Source organism: Burkholderia arboris (assembly GCF_902499125.1).
GTDB classification, from domain to species: Bacteria; Pseudomonadota; Gammaproteobacteria; order Burkholderiales; family Burkholderiaceae; genus Burkholderia; species Burkholderia arboris.
The window spans coordinates 140,758-158,442 of sequence record NZ_CABVPX010000007.1 but is presented as its reverse complement, the minus strand read 5'-3'; the positions used below and the strand labels follow the sequence as shown (position 1 = coordinate 158,442).

The 17,685-nt window shown below is 66.6% G+C and carries 13 protein-coding genes; 1 reads left to right on the top strand and 12 read right to left on the bottom strand.

Going from position 1 to position 17,685, the window contains the following annotated elements:
• Positions 1-32 precede the first annotated feature (32 nt).
• The 9 genes from uvrA to BLA15945_RS11100 form a co-directional block, all read right to left on the bottom strand.
• Positions 33-5,927, bottom strand: a complete 5,895-nt coding sequence (uvrA, locus tag BLA15945_RS11140) for an excinuclease ABC subunit UvrA (RefSeq protein WP_059241359.1) — start codon at positions 5,925-5,927, stop codon at positions 33-35.
• Between the two features lie 204 nt (positions 5,928-6,131).
• On the bottom strand, positions 6,132-6,473 hold the full coding sequence (locus tag BLA15945_RS11135) for a cytochrome C oxidase subunit IV family protein (protein WP_059241358.1): 342 nt from the start codon (positions 6,471-6,473) through the stop codon (positions 6,132-6,134).
• An 8-nt stretch (positions 6,474-6,481) separates the two neighbouring features.
• Positions 6,482-7,189, bottom strand: a complete 708-nt coding sequence (locus BLA15945_RS11130) for a heme-copper oxidase subunit III family protein (protein WP_059241357.1) — start codon at positions 7,187-7,189, stop codon at positions 6,482-6,484.
• Positions 7,186-7,797, bottom strand: coding sequence for a cytochrome c oxidase subunit 3 (locus BLA15945_RS11125; RefSeq protein ID WP_174992348.1), 612 nt, complete (start codon positions 7,795-7,797; stop codon positions 7,186-7,188). Before BLA15945_RS11125 ends, BLA15945_RS11130 begins: the two co-directional genes overlap by 4 nt.
• Positions 7,794-9,557: a cytochrome c oxidase subunit I gene (gene ctaD / locus BLA15945_RS11120; RefSeq protein WP_174992347.1), complete on the bottom strand. Its 1,764-nt coding sequence runs from the start codon at positions 9,555-9,557 to the stop codon at positions 7,794-7,796. The genes BLA15945_RS11125 and ctaD overlap by 4 nt, the downstream gene beginning before the upstream one ends.
• 13 nt (positions 9,558-9,570) lie before the next feature.
• Positions 9,571-10,719: a c-type cytochrome gene (locus BLA15945_RS11115; RefSeq protein WP_059241354.1), complete on the bottom strand. Its 1,149-nt coding sequence runs from the start codon at positions 10,717-10,719 to the stop codon at positions 9,571-9,573.
• A gap of 348 nt (positions 10,720-11,067) precedes the next feature.
• Positions 11,068-11,583 (bottom strand): hypothetical protein, encoded by a 516-nt coding sequence (locus BLA15945_RS11110; RefSeq protein ID WP_059241353.1) that lies wholly within the window; start codon positions 11,581-11,583, stop codon positions 11,068-11,070.
• A 424-nt stretch (positions 11,584-12,007) separates the two neighbouring features.
• Positions 12,008-12,517, bottom strand: a complete 510-nt coding sequence (locus BLA15945_RS11105) for a hypothetical protein (protein WP_059241352.1) — start codon at positions 12,515-12,517, stop codon at positions 12,008-12,010.
• Positions 12,518-12,613: 96 nt separating this feature from the next.
• On the bottom strand, positions 12,614-12,829 hold the full coding sequence (locus BLA15945_RS11100; RefSeq protein WP_059241351.1) for a DUF3820 family protein: 216 nt from the start codon (positions 12,827-12,829) through the stop codon (positions 12,614-12,616).
• A gap of 164 nt (positions 12,830-12,993) precedes the next feature.
• On the opposite strand from BLA15945_RS11100, the gene BLA15945_RS11095 reads away from it, so the two are divergent.
• Positions 12,994-13,182 carry a hypothetical protein gene (locus BLA15945_RS11095; RefSeq protein ID WP_034192021.1) on the top strand — a complete coding sequence of 63 codons (189 nt, stop codon included), beginning with the start codon at positions 12,994-12,996 and terminating at the stop codon, positions 13,180-13,182.
• Positions 13,183-13,365: 183 nt separating this feature from the next.
• Here BLA15945_RS11095 and cuyB read toward each other — a convergent pair whose 3' ends face one another.
• The 3 genes from cuyB to BLA15945_RS11080 form a co-directional block, all read right to left on the bottom strand.
• Positions 13,366-14,826, bottom strand: coding sequence for a cysteate racemase (gene cuyB, locus BLA15945_RS11090; protein ID WP_174992346.1), 1,461 nt, complete (start codon positions 14,824-14,826; stop codon positions 13,366-13,368).
• Entirely contained in the window at positions 14,823-16,097 is a 1,275-nt protein-coding gene (locus BLA15945_RS11085) for a dicarboxylate/amino acid:cation symporter (RefSeq protein ID WP_174992345.1), read from the bottom strand. Before BLA15945_RS11085 ends, cuyB begins: the two co-directional genes overlap by 4 nt.
• Positions 16,098-16,279: 182 nt before the next feature.
• The gene (locus BLA15945_RS11080) at positions 16,280-17,194 is read right to left on the bottom strand and encodes a LysR substrate-binding domain-containing protein (protein ID WP_059241349.1); all 915 of its coding nucleotides are present in this window, start codon (positions 17,192-17,194) and stop codon (positions 16,280-16,282) included.
• Positions 17,195-17,685 lie beyond the last annotated feature (491 nt).

Here is a 17,685-nt window from a genome sequence, read left to right as displayed (position 1 = left end):
CCGGGGCCGTCGGCTGACCGGCAAGGTCGCGCTCAACCGACGCGCGCTTCTCCCTGCCGCTCGGCCTCACCCTCAGCCGAATCCGTACGCGCCAGCACCGGCTTCAATGCCTGCCCCGTATGGCTCGCGCTCACCTTCGCCAGCGCTTCCGGCGGCGCCGCCGCGACGATCGTGCCGCCGCCCACACCGCCTTCCGGCCCGAGATCGATGATCCAGTCGGCTTCCGCGATCACGTCGAGGTCATGCTCGATCACGACGACGCTGTGCCCTGCATCGACGAGCCGGTGCAGCACGCGAATCAGCTTCGCGACGTCCGCCATGTGCAGGCCGACCGTCGGTTCGTCGAGCACATACAGCGTGTGCGGCGCCTTCTGGCCGCGCCGCGTGATGTCGTCGCGCACCTTCGTCAGTTCGGTGACAAGCTTGATGCGCTGCGCCTCGCCGCCGGACAGCGTCGGCGACGGCTGGCCGAGCGTCAGATACCCCAGCCCGACGTCCTTCATCAGCTGCAGCGGGTGCGCGATGTTCGAGATCGGCGCGAAAAACTCCACCGCCTCGTCGATCTCCATCGTCAGCACGTCCCCAATGTTCCGGCCGCGCCACGTGACGGCGAGCGTCTCCGGGTTGAAGCGCTGGCCGTGGCACACGTCGCACGGCACCTTCACGTCGGGCAGGAAGCTCATGCCGATCGTGCGTACGCCCTGCCCCTCGCATGCGGGACAACGCCCGTCGCCGGTATTGAACGAGAAACGCGACGCCGTATAGCCGCGTGCGCGCGCCTCCAGCGTGTCCGCGAACAGCTTGCGGATCGTGTCCCACACGCCGATGTAGGTGGCCGGACACGAACGCGGCGTCTTGCCGATCGGCGTCTGGTCGACTTCGAGCACGCGATCGATCTGCTCCCAGCCGCTCAGCGACTCGCAGCCCTGCCACGCATGCGTGACGTTCAGCGACGGCCGCGGCGCGCTGCGCGCGAGCACGCTCGAGCGGCGGTTGGCCGCTGGCGCGTCCTGCTGCGCGGCCTTGCGCGCACGCCGCGTGGCTGGCGACGACAGCACCGAGCGGCCGACCGCGTCGAGCAGGTTCGTCATCAGCACGTCGCGCGCGAGCGTCGATTTGCCCGAGCCGCTGACGCCCGTCACCGCGACGAGCCGCGCGAGCGGAATGCCGACCGTGACGTCGCGCAGGTTGTGCAGCCGTGCGCCGTGCACGGTCAGCCACGCTTCCGGCACCGCGTCGCCGCCCTTCTTGCCGGGCAGGCTCACGCTGCGGCGCGGCTGCAGCGGATGCGTCATCGGCTGCGCGAGCAGCCGGCCCGTGACCGAATCGGCCTGCGCGGCAAGATCGGCGACCGCGCCCTGCGCGACCAGCGTGCCGCCGCGCTTGCCGGCGCCCGGGCCGACGTCGATGATGTGATCGGCGCGGCGGATCGTGTCCTCGTCGTGCTCGACGACGACGAGCGTATTGCCCTTGTCGCCGAGCTTGCGCAGCGCATCGAGCAGGATCTGGTTGTCGCGCGGATGCAGGCCGATCGTCGGCTCGTCGAGCACGTAGCAGACACCCTGCAGGTTGCTGCCGAGCTGCGCGGCGAGCCGGATGCGCTGCGCTTCGCCGCCCGACAAGCTCGGCGCCGCGCGGTCGAGGCTCAGGTAGCCGAGCCCGACCTCCTCGAGAAACGCGAGGCGGCTGCCGATCTCGCTGACGATGTCGCGTGCGATCTGCGCATCGCGCCCGGTAAGTTCGAGCGCGTCGATCCAGCGGCGCGTGTCCGACACCGTCCACTGCGCGACCTCGACGATCGGATGCGCGTCGAACGTGACCGCGCGCGCCGCAGGGTTCAACCGCGTGCCGCCGCAATCCGGGCACGGTTCGTTGCCGACGCCTTCCGGTTCCTGCTCGTCCGACGGCAGCGTCTGCTCGCGGCCGCGGCCGTCCTCGGCGAGCACCGTGTCGTCGTACGCCGCGCGCTGTTCGCGCGTGAGCGTGACGCCAGTGCCGACGCAGGTCGTGCACCAGCCGTGCTTGCTGTTGTACGAGAACATCCGCGGGTCCAGCTCCGGATAGCTCGTGCCGCACACCGGGCACGCACGCTTGACCGACAGCACCTTGACCGTGCCGACGCGCGCGGTCGACCGATCGCCCTGCATCGCATCGTGCAGCCCGTCGAGCGGCGCGAGCAGGTGCATCACGCCCTTGCCGAGCTCGAGCGTCTCGTCGAGCTTGCGCCGCAACTCGGCCTCGTTGTCCGGCGACACGACGACATCGGCGACCGGCAATTCGATCGTGTGCTCACGGAAGCGGTCGAGCTTCGGCCACGGATCGACCGGCACGAACTCGCCGTCGACGCGCAGATGCGTGTTGCCGCGCGCCTTCGCCCATTTCGCGAGATCGGTATACACGCCCTTGCGGTTCACGACGAGCGGCGCGAGCAGCCCGACGTGTTCGCCGCGATGATCGCGCAGCAGCTGCGCGGCGATCGATTCGACCGATTGCGACGTGACCGGCGTGCCGTCGTGGATGCAATGCTGCAGGCCGAGCTTCACATACAGCAGCCGCAGGAAGTGCCACACTTCGGATGTGGTCGCGACCGTACTCTTGCGCCCGCCGCGCGACAGCCGCTGCTCGATCGCGACGGTCGGCGGAATGCCGTACACCGCATCGACTTCGGGGCGCCCGGCCGGCTGCACGATCGAGCGTGCGTACGCGTTCAGCGATTCGAGGTAGCGGCGCTGCCCTTCGTGGAACAGGATGTCGAACGCGAGCGTCGACTTGCCGGACCCCGACACGCCGGTGATCACGTTGAACTTGCCGTGCGGAATGTCGACGTCGAGCGCCTTCAGGTTGTGCTCGCGCGCGTTGACGATCCGCACGACGTCCTCGCCTTCGATCGCACGGCGCTCGCGCGCCGCATTCAGCACGGCCTGCAACGGCACGCCTTCGTCGGCGAGCGCCGCTTCGGCATCCATCGCGCGGTCGTACTGCAGCAGCGCCACGCCCGTATGCGATTCGGCGCAGGCCTTCACGTCGTCGGGCGTACCCGCGCACAGCACGAGGCCGCCGCCGTCGCCGCCTTCCGGGCCGAGATCGATCAGCCAGTCGGCCGCGCGGATCACGTCGAGGTTGTGCTCGATCACGATCAGCGAATGGCCGGCCGCGAGCAGCTTGCCGAACGCCTGCATCAGCTTCGCGATGTCGTCGAAGTGCAGCCCGGTGGTCGGCTCGTCGAACATGAACAGCTTCGCGCGGGCGACGCGCGCTTCTTCCGTCGCGACCCGGCGCCCGTTGGCCGCCGCCGCGGATTCGGCGAGGAAGCCGGCGAGCTTCAGGCGCTGCGCCTCGCCACCCGAGAGCGTCGGCACCGGCTGGCCGAGCTTCACGTATTCGAGGCCGACATCGACGATCGGCTGCAGCACGCGCAGCACCTCGGCGTCGGTCGCGAAGAACGCGGCCGCTTCGCTGACGGTGAGGTCGAGCACGTCGGCGATGTTCAGCGCACGGCCGTTGCGCTCGATGCGCACTTCGAGAATCTCGGCGCGGTAGCGGCTGCCGTCGCAGTCCGGGCAGCGCAGGTAGACGTCGCTCAGGAACTGCATTTCGATGTGTTCGAAGCCCGAGCCGCCGCAGGTCGGGCACCGGCCGTCTCCCGAGTTGAAGCTGAACGTGCCGGCGCCGTAGCCGCGCTGCAGCGCGAGCGGCGCCTTCGCGAACAGCTTGCGGATCTCGTCGAACGCGCCGACATAGCTCGCCGGGTTCGAGCGCGTGGTCTTGCCGATCGGCGACTGGTCGACGAACACGACGTCGCCGACCTGGTCGGCACCGGCGAGGCTGCGGTACGCGCCCGGCGACTCGGTCGCCTTGCCGTGGTGCCGCGCCATCGCCGGATACAGCACGTCCTGCAGCAGCGTCGATTTGCCGGAGCCGGACACGCCCGTCACGCAGACGAGCCGCTGCAACGGAATCTCGACCGTCACGTCGCGCAGGTTGTGTTCGCTCGCGCCTTCGAGCACGATGCGCGGCGTATTCGCGTCGACCGCCCGGCGCGCCCAGTTCGATGCATGCGCGACCTGCTTGCGGCCGCCGAGATATTCGCCCGTCAGCGTATGCGCCGAACGGATGTCGGCCGGCGTGCCGTCGTAGACGATCGTGCCGCCGCGCTCGCCCGGGCCGGGCCCCATGTCGATCAGCCGGTCGGCCGCGAGCATCACCGACGGATCGTGCTCGACGACGACCAGCGTATTGCCCGCATCGCGCAGCCGCTGCATCGCCTCGACGATCCGCGTCAGATCGCGCGGATGCAGCCCGATACTCGGTTCATCGAGGACGAACAGGGTTTTGGTCAGCGACGTGCCGAGCGCCGTCGTCAGGTTGATCCGCTGCACTTCGCCACCCGACAGCGTGCGGCTTTGCCGGTCGAGCGTCAGGTAGCCGAGCCCCACGTCGCACAGGTATTTCAGGCGCGTGCGCACCTCGGCGAGCAGCAGCTTCAACGCATCGTCGAGCAGCGCGCTCGGCAGGCTGATGTCGTCGAAGAAGCGGCGGATGCGCTCGATCGGCAGCAGCATCAGGTCGTGCACGGTCAGGCCCGGCAGCGCTTCGAGCTGCGTGCGGTTCCAGCCGACGCCGCGCGGCATGAAGCGGCCGGCCGGCGCGAGCACGCCGTCGGCGTTCTCTTTCGAGCCGAGCCGCCACTGCAGCGATTCCGTCTTCAGGCGCGCGCCGCCGCAGACGTCACACGGCGTGTAGCTGCGGTATTTCGACAGCAGCACGCGGATGTGCATCTTGTACGCTTTCGATTCGAGGTAGCCGAAGAAGCGCTTCACCCCATACCACTGGCTCTGCCACTTGCCGTTCCAGTCCGGCGAGCCGTTGACGACCCAGTCGCGCTCGGCGTCGGTCAGCTCGGACCATGCCACGTCGCGGCGGATGCCGGCTTTCGCCGCATAGCGCATCAGGTCGTCCTGGCACTCTTTCCATGCGGGTGTCTGCATCGGCTTGATCGCGCCGCCGCGCAGCGTCTTGCGCGCGTCGGGAATCACGAGGCCGAGATCGACGCCGATCACGCGGCCGAAGCCGCGGCAGGTTTCGCACGCGCCGTACGCCGAGTTGAACGAGAACATCGCCGCTTGCGGCTCCGCGTAGCGCAGGTCGCTGTCGGGATCATGCAGCCCGGTGGAGAACCGCCATACCTGCGGCTCGGCGATCGCGTTTTCCGCCTCCGGGGCAAGCACGTACACGTTCACGCGGCCGCCGCCGCGCTTCAGCGACGCCTCGATCGCCTCGACCACCCGCACCTTGTCGGCCTGCTGCACGCGGAAGCGGTCGGCCACCACGTCGAGCACCTTGCGCGGCCCGGTGGCCGACGCGACTTCGCGCTGCGCCTGCACGCGCGTGTACCCGCTCGCCGACAGCCACTGCGCGATTTCCTCGTCGGACACCGCTTCCGGCAGCTCGACCGGGAACGTGACGACGACACGCGGATCGTCCGCCTGCGTGCGCGCGACGAGATCCGCGTAGATCGTCTCCGGCGTGTCGTGGCGCACCTGCCGCGCGGTCTGGCGGTCGAACAGCTCGGCCGCGCGCGCATACAGCAGCTTCAGGTGATCGTTCAGCTCGGTCATCGTGCCGACGGTCGAACGCGAGCTGCGGACCGGGTTGGTCTGGTCGATCGCGATCGCGGGCGGCACGCCGTCGACCCGCTCGACCTGCGGGCGGTCCATCCGGTCGAGGAACTGGCGTGCGTACGCGCTGAAGGTTTCGACGTAGCGCCGCTGCCCTTCCGCATACAGCGTGTCGAACACGAGACTCGACTTGCCGGAGCCCGACGGGCCGGTGACGACCGTCATTTCGCCGGTGCGCAGGTCGAGATCGAGATTCTTGAGGTTGTGCTGACGTGCTCCGCGAATGCGGATCAGATTGCTGGATGACAATTTGCCTGCCCGTCTGAATGAGTTAGCCGGAATTCACGGTGCCGGAACGCTGCGGCGGATACCCGCAGGCGCGGCGCACGTGCCGCAAGGGTTGCACCTGTGCGGCTCGAGTTCGACGGGTACTATACTGTATATTCATACAGTTTTCCATGACGACCCTGCGGACGTCATGGGCAGGCGGCCGGGAAGCCGCCGGCAAAGGAATCAACGGAAGAAGAGCGCCCGCATGCCGAACGTGTGATGCGCTTCGGCCGCCATCAGCACCATGAGCACCAGCAGGCACAGGGGCGGAATCAGGATCGCGTACACCAGCGCCAGCCGCTCCCACATCATGTGCATGAAGATCGACACGATCAGCCCGGCCTTCGCGATCATGAGCACGACGATCAGCACCCAGCGCAGCAGGCCCTGCACGCGGAAGTAATCGACCAGGTACGACATCGTGCTCAGCAGGAACAGCAGGCCCCAGATCTTCACGTAGAGGCCGACCGGATGCTGCTGGCCGTGCGCGGCGCCGGGTCGATCGGCGGGATCGGAGTGGTCCATGGCCTGCCTCACCACAAATAGAACAGCGCGAAGATGAACACCCACACCAGGTCGACGAAGTGCCAGTACAGGCCGGCGATCTCGACGATCTGGAAGTTGCCGTGCTCGCTGAACCCCGGCTGCAGGATCTTGCGTGCGACCAGCAGCAGGTAGATCACGCCGCAGGTCACGTGAAAGCCGTGGAACCCGGTAATCGTGAAGAAGCACGCGCCGAACTGCGCCGCGCCCAGCGGGTTGCCCCACGGCCGGATCCCTTCGTGGACGATCAGCTTGGTCCATTCGAGGGCCTGCATCGACACGAAGGCCGCGCCCAGCAGCGCGGTCGCGAGCAACAGCGCGCCGGCGCGCCTGGCATTGCGCCGGTAGCCGAAGTTGACGGCCATCGCCATCGTGCCGCTGCTGGTGATCAGGATGAACGTCATGATGGCGATCAGCAGCAGCGGCACATCCAGCCCCCCCACCGTGAGCCCGAACACCTTCGACGTGTCGGGCCACGGCGCCGTGGTCGAGATGCGCACCGTCATGTAGCCGATCAGGAAGCTGCTGAAGACGAAGGTGTCCGACAGCAGGAAGATCCACATCATCGCCTTGCCCCACGGCACCTTGAAGGCTTCGCGGTCGGCCGACCAGTCCGTGACGATGCCGCGCCAGCCGTCAGGCCCGGCATCGTCCGGCGGGGAAGTCCCGGATTCGGTGGGGAGCAAGGGCGAGGTCACGGCGCGGCTCCATACAGCGGCCCGCAGATGGCGGCAACGATCCCGGGGGTGAGCCACCACATCGCCGCCAGCAGCACGAGCCAGACGGCGAGCAGGAAATGCCAGTAAAGGGCGCACAGCGCGACGGCGCGCCGGGCCTGGAACGGGTCCGCGCGCCGGAGCGTCGAAAGCGTCACGGCCCAGGCCGCCAGCCCGCCCAGCACATGCAGCCCGTGCAGCCCCGTCAGCAGGTACAGGAAGCTGTCGGACGGATTGACGACGACGGTCTGCCCGGCCGCCGACAGCAGGCGCCAGGCGGTCAGTTGCCCGGCCACGAATACGGCCGCCAGCACGCCGCCGCACACCAGCCATGCCGTGCGATGCAGGGTGAGTTGCCGCGCACGCTGCATGGCGAGGCTGGCCAGCGCCAGCGCAACGGTGTTCCACCCGAGCAGCGCCGGATGCGGAACCGGCTGCCAGTCGGGTTCGCGCATGCGCATTGCATAGGCGAGCAGCAGCAGCGAAAACAACGTCGTGGCGACCGCCATGAAGACCATCAGGCCGACGCGGCCCGCATCCGGCAGGCCGGGTCGCGCATCGGGAACGATGGGGCGCGGCAGCGTGGTCATTCGCGGGCCTCGCCGGGTTGAAGCGTCGGATGCGCCGGATGCGCCGGTTCGGGCGACGCCGCGGGCGGCCGGTTTTGCGGGACGAAGTCTTCCGCCTGCCCCGGCGGGCTGTATTCGTATGCCCAGCGGTAAACCACGGGCAGCGCGGCACCCCAGTTACCGTGCGCGGGCGGTGTTTGCGGCGTCTGCCACTCCAGCGTGGTGGCCCGCCACGGATTGCCGTCGGCGCGCTTGCCGCGCACGAGGCTCCACGCCAGGTTGAACAGGAACAGCAACTGTGCCGCCGCGACGATCAGCGCAACGACGGTGATGAAGGTGTTGAGCGTCTGTGCCGAATGCGGAATGAAGCTGTAGCCCTGATATGCGTAATACCGTCGCGGCATGCCCAGGATGCCGAGATAATGCATCGGGAAGTAGATCGCATAGGTCCCGACGAAGGTGATCCAGAAGTGCGCGCGCCCGAGCGTGTCGTCGAGCATGCGGCCCGTCACCTTCGGGTACCAGTGGTAGAGACCGCCGAACACCACCAGGATCGGCGACACGGCCATCACCATATGGAAGTGCGCGACCACGAAATACGTGTTCGACAGCGGAATGTCCACGCTCACGTTGCCGAGGTAGAGCCCCGTCAGCCCGCCCAGCACGAACGTGCTGATGAAGCCGATCGCGAACAGCATCGGCACGGTCAGGTGGATATCGCCGCGCCACAGCGTCAGCACCCAGTTGTAGACCTTGAGCGCGGTCGGGACGGCGATGATCAGTGTCGTGGTCGCGAAGAAGAAGCCGAAATACGGATTCATGCCGGCGATGAACATGTGGTGCGCCCAGACCACGAAGCTCAACGCGCCGATGATCACGATCGCCCACACCATCATCCTGTAACCGAAGATGCTCTTGCGCGCGTGCGTGCTGATCAGGTCCGACGCGATGCCGAAGGCCGGCAGCGCGACGATGTAGACCTCCGGATGCCCGAAGAACCAGAACAGGTGCTGGAACAGCAGCGGGCTGCCGCCGGCGTGCCTGAGCGTCTGCCCCATCGACACCACGGCCGGTATGAAGAAGCTGGTGCCGAGCGTCCGGTCGAGCAGCATCATCACCGCCGACACGAACAGCGCCGGAAACGCCAGCAGCGCCATGATGGTCGCGATGAAGATGCCCCATACCGTGAGCGGCATGCGCATCAGCGTCATGCCGCGCGTGCGCGCCTGCAGCGTGGTGGTCACGTAATTGAGGCCGCCCATGGTCGCCGCGACGATGAAGATCGCCAGCGACACGAGCATCAGCACGATGCCCCACTCCACGCCCGGCGTGCCCGGCAGGATCGCCTGCGGCGGATACAGCGTCCAGCCCGCGCCGGTCGGCCCGCCCGGCACGAAGAAGCTCGCCAGCAGCACCAGCACCGCCACCAGATAGACCCAGTAGCTCAACATGTTGAGAAACGGGAACACCATGTCGCGCGCGCCGAGCATCAGCGGGATCAGGTAGTTGCCGAAGCCGCCCAGAAACAGCGCCGTCAGCAGGTAGATCACCATGATCATCCCGTGCATGGTGACGAACTGGTAGTAGTGGTTGGCGTCGATGAAGGCGAACTTGCCCGGGAACCCGAGCTGCAACCGCATCAGGTCCGACAACACGAGGCCGACCAGGCCGATGGCGATGGCCGTCAGTGCATACTGCACCGCGATCACCTTGTGGTCCTGGCTCCACACATAGCGGGTCCAGAAGCTGTGCGGGGCGTGGTCGTTCTGCGCGTAGGGCATGACATCTACTCCGTCAGGGCTGCGCCGCGGCGCTGGCAGGCGGCCCGCCTTGTGCCTTGATGTAGGCCACCAGCGCAGTCAGTTCCTGGTCGCTCAGGTCGAAGTGCGGCATGATCGGCGAGAAGCCTTTCACGACGCGTGCCGTCGGGTCGCGGATGAACGCCCGCAGATAGGCTTCGTCCACCTTCGCGGTGCTGCCGTCGGCCATCGTTTCGGTCTTGCCGTACAGGCCCTTCCAGGTCGGGCCCACGCGCGGACTGCCGTCGACGGTATGGCAGGCGACGCAGCCCTTGGCCGCCGCGAGCGTCTTGCCCAGGTCGGCAAGTGCCTGCGCGCTGCCGCCGGCAGCGGCGGGCGCTGCCTGCACCCTGGCCTGCTGACGTTGCGCGAACGTGGTCTGCTGCGCCAGCCAGCGCGCGAACGATGCTTCGTCTTCCACCACCACCACGCCTCGCATGCTCGAATGCCCGATGCCGCAGAGCTGCGCGCACAGGATGTCGTAGCGCCCTGCCTTGGTCGGCGTGAACCAGAAGGTGGTCACCATGCCGGGCACCATGTTCATACGCGCCCGGAACGGCGGGACGTAGAAGTCGTGCAGCACGTCGCGCGACCGAGTCAGGACCTGGATCGGCCGGTTGAGCGGCAGGTGCACCTCGGGCGTCTCGACCAGGTAGTTGTCGCGGCCGTTCGGGTCGGCCGGGTTCAGCCCGAACGGATTGTCGTTGCTGATGTAGCGCACGTCCGTCGTGCCCAGCTTGCCGCCGGGGCCGGCGAAGCGGAAGCGCCATTGCCATTGCTGGCCGAGCACTTCCATCTGCAGCACGTTGCGCGGCGGCCGGATGTAGTCCGCGTAGACGAACAGCCCCGGCGCCAGCAACGCCGCCACGCCGGCGGCGGTCAGGCCGATCAGCCACCATTCGAGCCGCCTGTTGTGCGGCTCGTAGGCGGCGCGATGCCCGCTGCGATGGCGGTAGCGCACCAGTGCGATCGCGATGAACAGGTTGATGGCGATGAAAAACACGCCGGTAATGACGAGCGTGATCGTCAGCATGTCGTCCATGCGCACCCAGTTCGACGCAATCGGCGTGATCCACCAGGGGCTGGCAAAGTGAAACCCCACCGCCAGCATGACGATCAGAATCAGGGCAATCGCAAGCGCCACAGGCCGCCTCACTGCATGTCACTCGCCGGAGCCGCAAACACGTGCGCCAGCGTCGTCGTGCCGCCCCGCCGTTCTTCGTCTTGTTTTCGCCGGCAGTCCGCCAGGACCGATTCGCCTGGCGTTGTTAGCGGCCCTAAAGAAAAGGTAGTTCGCTCCCCGGCATCGTTCAAGACAGCGCATGAGCGACGCGCGCCGCCATACGAACCGCTCGCAAGACGACGTCGAATGGTTGCGTCGCGTGCGGCGACGCCGTGCGACACGGCCGCCTCCGGCACGGGTTGCCGACGCGGCCATCGCCGGACGAGCGCCGGCTGATCAGGGCCGGCGCATCGGGAAAAACGCGCCGCGTCAGTCCGCGGCGTGCTGCGTGCGTCGCCGTTCCAGCATGCCGTACGTAACCGCGGCCACCACGCCGAACAACAGGTTGGCCAGCAAGGGTCCGGAACCTCGTTCCGAGATGAACCAAGGGAACACGGCCGTCATCACATAGAAGTTCCAGCCATACGCGACGATCCCGAACGCAAGCCCGATGACCGCCTCCATGCCCACGCTCGAATCGAAGCGAAACGGCGCCATGATTGCGGCGAGGATCATCCCCATGATCGCGCCGAGCACGTAGTGCAGCAGCAGCGCCATCGCGACGATTTCGAGGCTGAATTGCGACAGCTGACCGAGCGCGCTGCGACCCATCACCATCGCCGCGATCTTGTGGGTCGGTTGCCACGGGCTTTCACCGATCACCAGGGTCGACCAGAAGAATTCCAGCGCGATCACCAGCGCGCCGCCCGCAAGACCGGCCACGGCAGCGCAGAGCCAGTCGGGCGTCCGCCGCTCCCAATGGTGTGATTGAATGTGCAGTTCCATACGACCTCCTTGCTGACGGTTCCACCTCAGCACACAAGTTCAGAAGGCGCCACGCGCGTCAGGCCGGAAGCACGTCCGTTGCGCGGTTCATCAGGGCAGACAGGCGAGCGAACGCACGGGTCGCCAACCCTGCGCGGTGCGTGGCACCACGACACGCAGCACCACGTTCGGCATCGGCGTGTCACGCAGGCAATTGGCGCGCGGTGTCGTTCCGTTCGCTCACCGGGCGGGAACGAGGCTGATGCACCGTAACGGGCGGGGCCCGTCACGCCGGTCCCGGCGCGCGCAACGCAGCAACGCAGCAACGCCCGAGTCGGCTGCATCGAGACGCAAGCGCCCGTCGCCCCAGGCCACGGCTATGCGACAACGCGTCAGGAAATACGCGTCGACGCGCTCGGGCGCCGTGCCTGCCGGTATTCGCGTGTCAGGGGAAGATCGGCGTCGTAGGCTCGCCACCCTCCAGGTCCGCCCGCGGGAAATGCTGGGCGACCATCTCCTCGATTTCCTGCTCTCGCAATCCCGGCACGTCGGCCATGATCAGGATCTGGCCTTCCTTGATCGCTTCACGAAATCGCTCGAGTCGCGCATTCGGCTCGGCGATGCCGATCATCGCGGCCGTCCACGCGCCGAAGCCTGCCCCCATCACCGTCAACGCGACGACGGCGCCGCCCGCGATCACGAGCTCCGCAGGAGGAAACACCAGCGCGACGAGGCCGATCAGCGCCCCCGTTGCGCCGCCGAATGCGACGCCGCGCTCCAGCGCGTGCACGACATCGCTGCTTTGCAGCAACGATGCTTCGGGCAACTGATCGAGTGTGACGCTGTGATTGGCGAGGACGTGGATATGTCGCCAGATGATGCGCGCGCGCAGCAAGTCATCGACGATCGCCTTGGCCATCTGCGTATCGGGTACGAGAAAATAAAGGCGTCTCATGTTGGCACCCCTTTTTGCCGTCAACTACTCTTTCCATTCTATGTCAGCAACGGCAACGTGGTAGGTGCACGCTGGGCCATTCGCCCCTGATTGACGCTATCCGCATTTGCGCAACGGCTCCAGCAAGTCCCTCAGGCCGTTGTGATCGATTTCGTGCATCAGCGCAAGCTGCCGGCCGATTTCGCCGCGCGGAAACCCCTCGCGGGCAAGCCAGTTGAGGTAAGGCCCGGGCAGGTCGGCAATGAGCCGGCCCTTGTACTTGCCAAAGGGCATCGTGACGGTGACGAGGTGTTCGAGGTCTGGGGTCTGCATGCGCGTATTGTGCACGGCTTTCCACTCCTGTCGCGCGCCGGGCCGACAGGCGACGCGGCGAACCGTCCGGCAACGACCTCGCGGAAAAGGTCGTTGCGAACCGCCCGCGCTCCCTTTCCGGCCTGCTAGACTGGAATTCCCCCCTGCAAACGATGGAGGGAATCATGTTGTCCGTCTACGTCGTGAAGACCGGCGAGCAGTTCCTCTGCACCGCCGAAGATGGCGATATCGGCATGGCACCGGCGGTTGAAGATGCCACGTCGTTTCGTTCGTATGAGGAAGCGGAAAAGGCGGCGCACGTGCATGCCGACCCCGGGTACGAAATCGTGGCCGTTTGCGTGCTGAGACACTGACATGGCGCCCGCTGCCGGGGGCCTTGCTTGCCCGCCTCCGGACACTGCTTCATCACGCGCGCGGTCGCCGCGCAATCGAACAAGGCCGGCCGCGGCCGATCGACGCCTGCGCCGCTCGAACGGCGCGACACATCGGGCATGCGCCGGCCGCAGCGTCGAAGGCGGCACGGCCGGCGGGGCCGCTCAAGCCCCGGCAGCCGTCGCGTACGCAACGCATTGGCGAGCGAGCACGTCGGTCGGATCGACCAGCGTCGCACGCGCACCGTTCGGCGCGACGTATTCGCGGCCCGGCAGCAGGATCGGAAGCTCGGTGCAGCCGAGAACGATCACTTCGACGCCGTCGGCAATCAGTGCCTCGACGGCGGCGCCGATATCCGCTTTGCACTGGCCGGTCGTAAAGCCGGCCTTGACGCCACGCTCTCCGTAGATCGCCTGCATGACGCGCGCCTGCAGCGCCGGTTCCGGCCTGACCTGTCGGAATCCGTACGATTCGAGCGCCTTTTCATACACGCCGCTTTCGATCGTGCCCGACGTTGCCAGCACGCCGACTTCGCACAGCCCCGGATACGCGTCGCGCAGATGGGCGGCCGTGACGGTCAGCATGTTCACGATCGGAATGCCGAGGTGCGGTTGAACCCGCTCGACAAACGCGTGCGCGGTATTGCACGGAATCGCGATGACATCCGCCTCCCCTTCCTCGAGCCTCCTGCACGTCGCATACAGCGAGATCGTGGGGTCCGTACCGCCACCGACGAGGTTCGCCGTCCGATCCGGAATTTGCGGATTCTGTTCGACCAGCAGCTTGATATGCTCCTGATCGCGCGAAGCCGGTGTGTTCCGGACGATCTTGTCCAGGAAGTCCACTGTCGCGGCCGGCCCGACGCCACCGACGACCCCGATCTTGAACACCGGCGCGCGGGCAACGCATCGTGCCGAAACCGCGTACTGCGCATACGCGAGATTCGAATCGATCAGCGGTATCCGCCGTGGCCCGATTTCGTCCGCGACGAGCGCGATCTCCGTCAGCCCCGGAACGATGACCTGCGCGCCCTGGTCTGCCAGATCCTCGCAGGCGTCGCGCAGCAGTTCGACCGGCCGGCCGCGAAGATGGCCGCGCTTGATGCCGTCCGGCCCGTAGATCGCCTCGGTAACGGGGTCGACATCGCCGCGCGGCCGCGGATAAACGATCTCGAACTGCGGCGACGGGAAATACCGGTCGAACAGCCCGTCGGCCCGCACATAGTCCGAAGCCAGCACGCCGATACGGGTGGTGCCGGGATACGTGCGCTGCACGTGGCTGCGAACGGCTTCGACGATATCCACGATCGGCAGGCGCGTATTGGCCTTCAGTTCGTCGATGAAGGTGTGGCTCAGGAAGCACGGCAACACCACGGTCGTCACGCCGCGTTTCTCGAACGCGCGGATCATGTCGAACACGTACAGCTTGCGCGCCGTCGTCGCCGCGCTGCCCGAACCCGAACCCCTGAACGGGTGCTGCTCGAAGATCAGATCGACATGATCCTCGTCGGACGACGCAGGTGTCGCCCTCACCAGCTTGAAGAACACGTCGGCGCTTCCCAACGGCCCGAGGCCGCCGACCACGCCGAACTTCCGTCCCGTGCCTGCGATTTCCCGGCGCGTCATGCGTTCAGCTCCTGCGAATCGAACGCGGCGCCATCCGGCTGCGCGGCCCGCGCGCCTTCCCACTTCGCGATCACGGCCGTCGCCACGCTGTTGCCGATCACGTTCGTCATCGTGCGGCCCATGTCGAGCACCTGGTCGATCGCCAGGATCATGGCCACGCCGGCGGCCGGCAAATGGAACATCGGCGCGACGGCCGCGACGACGACCACCGATCCGCGCGGCACGCTCGCCATGCCCTTGCTGCTCAACATCAGGATCAGCAGCATGAATACCTGCTGCGAAAGCGGCATGTGCACGCCGAACGCCTGCGCGATGAAGATGGCCGCAAACGCCTGATACATCATCGAACCGTCCAGGTTGAATGCATAACCCAGCGGCAGCGTGAAGCCGACGACCTTCTTGTCGACGCCGAACTTCTCGAGCTGCTCGGTCAGGCGCGGATACGCCGCTTCGCTGCTGGCGGTCGAAAACGCGATCAGCGCGGGTTCGCGCACGGCCTTCAGCAGCGCTCCCACGCGCCGCCCGAGAAACAGGTATCCGGCGCCGATCAGGATCGTCCAGAGGACGAGCAGCCCGAGATAGAACGCGCCGATCAGCTTGCCGTACGTGTAGATCACGTCGAGCCCGCGCAGCGCGACTGACGACGCAATCGCACCGAAGACCCCGAGCGGTGCCGCGCGCATCACGTAGTTCGTCAGGCGCAACATCACGGGAACCATGCCGTCGATCGACCGGATGACGATGCCGACGCGTGCATCGTGCTTCAGCGCGCTCAGCGCGACGCCGAGAAAGAGGGAGAAGACGAGGATCTGCAGGATGTCGTTGCGCGCCATCGCATCGAGCAGGCTGGTCGGAAACGCGTGCGTGATCACGTCCCTGGCGTTCAGCGCCGCGGTATTCAACCCGAGGTTGGCCTCGCCTGCGGTTTCCGCCAGGTTCAGTCCGGCTCCCGGTTGCAACGCGTTGGCCATGACGAGGCCGAGGCCCAGCGAAACCAGCGATGCGCAGAGGAACCACGCAACCGAGCGCAGGCCGATGCGCCCGACGTCTTCGCCGCCGTCCATGCCGGCCAGACCGGAAACGAGCGTCACGAACACCAGCGGCGCAATGATCATCTTGATCAGCCGAAGAAAGATGTCCGTCACGATCGAGAAATAACCTGCGATCGTCTTGAGCGTGCCCGGGTCCGCGATGCTCGTGTGACACGCATAGCCGGCCGCGACGCCGAGGATCATGCCGATTGCGATGCTTAAGGTAAGGCGATTTTTCATGTCCATCCGTCCTTGGGTGACACCCGACCGCCTGGAGGCGATGAGCAGGCGCTGCGATACGGGCCGCGCGACGCGGGCCATGCGTCACATTTGCCGTTGGAACGAATGGTAGGGACGGTCGAACACACCATGATGCCGGTGCATCATGGCGGTATGCGAGACTCGCATAAGGCGGGAAAACCCTAGCCGCGCCGCGACGGTTCGGCGCGCAGATGCTGCCAGAGCGTCTCCAGGAACTCGTTGCGATTGGACGCATCGCGATAGACGCGCAGCTCGATTTCGAGGTTCCATGCCGCCGGCCCGGCCGGTACGAGTTCGCCGGCCGCCAGCTCGGCGGCGATCGTGCTCCGCGGCAGCCACGCCACGCCCTCGCCTTCCATCACGAGCTTTTTCAGCACCTCGGCCATGTCCGATTCATAGTGCAGCTGCAACGCCGGCGCGTCGGCGGCACGATCGAGCAGCAACGCGAGGCAGCGCCCGAAGTAGCTGGTTTCCGTATAGGAGATGAGCGGCAGCGGTTGCTGCTTCGTTCCGGGAAGACGAAATGCGGGTGCCGACCGGCGGTTGGGCCGGCAGGCGGGCATCAATGTGTCGAGGCCGACCGTCAAGTGCTCGTATCTGACCGGATCCAGATGGAGCGGCAGCTCCGGATGGTGATAGGCGAACATGAGCTCGCAGTTGCCGTTGACGAGCATCAGGATCGAATCGTGGACGTTCGTCGGCACGACGCGTGCCCGCACCTCGCCGAAATGCGGCGCAAGCGCCTTGAGCCAGGACGGCAGGAAATTCAGCGCGATCGTGTGGCCCGCCGCGATCTGCAGGCTCTTGCCCGCGATGCGCTGCTCGGTGCGGATGATCGCCCGTGTGTCGAACAAGCGGCTGAGGACGTCTTCCGCCGTCTCGCGAAACAGCCGCCCTGCCGGCGTCAGCACCGGCGGAAAACTGCTGCGGTCGATCAGTTCGGCGCCGATCCATTGTTCGAGTGACTGGATGCGACGGCTGAAGCCCGACTGCGTGACGTTGCGGAACTCCGCAGCCCGGGAAAAGCTTTGATATTGAGCGAGGGCGATGAAATCCTCGATCCACTTGATTTCCATGTTTGCCTTGGAGGACTGCAACCGGATCGACTTGAAGCCGACCTGGGTCACGATGCTGGCCGGGATGGCGAAAAGTTTACGAGGCGGGCGCGCGATTCGTCAAACCGGGCGACTCGCGCCGCAGCGCCGCGTTGCGAGAACTTGCGCGGCGCGCCTGCGCCGAATTCCAGGCGCGCCGAAACGGAACGATCGCGGTTCGGCTCCGGCTGGCTTCCGGCAGCGCTGCTGCGGGGTCCGGGCGCTCTTCTCACCGCACGTGCGAAGCCGTTGGCGAGCCGAATCGAGATACGCGACGCGAGTAAAATTTACCCGGATATCGTCATTTTTTCCGGTTTTATCGGGCCATGCGATTCATCTGATGAATTTCACAAAAAGTCACATTTGGTTTCGGTTCCATTGCTTTATATTTCCCAACCGTTCATGTCGCATGCACCCAAACGCAAACGTTTGCTGCGTGACAAAAACATGTCCGACGGGTGCCGGTCGAGCAA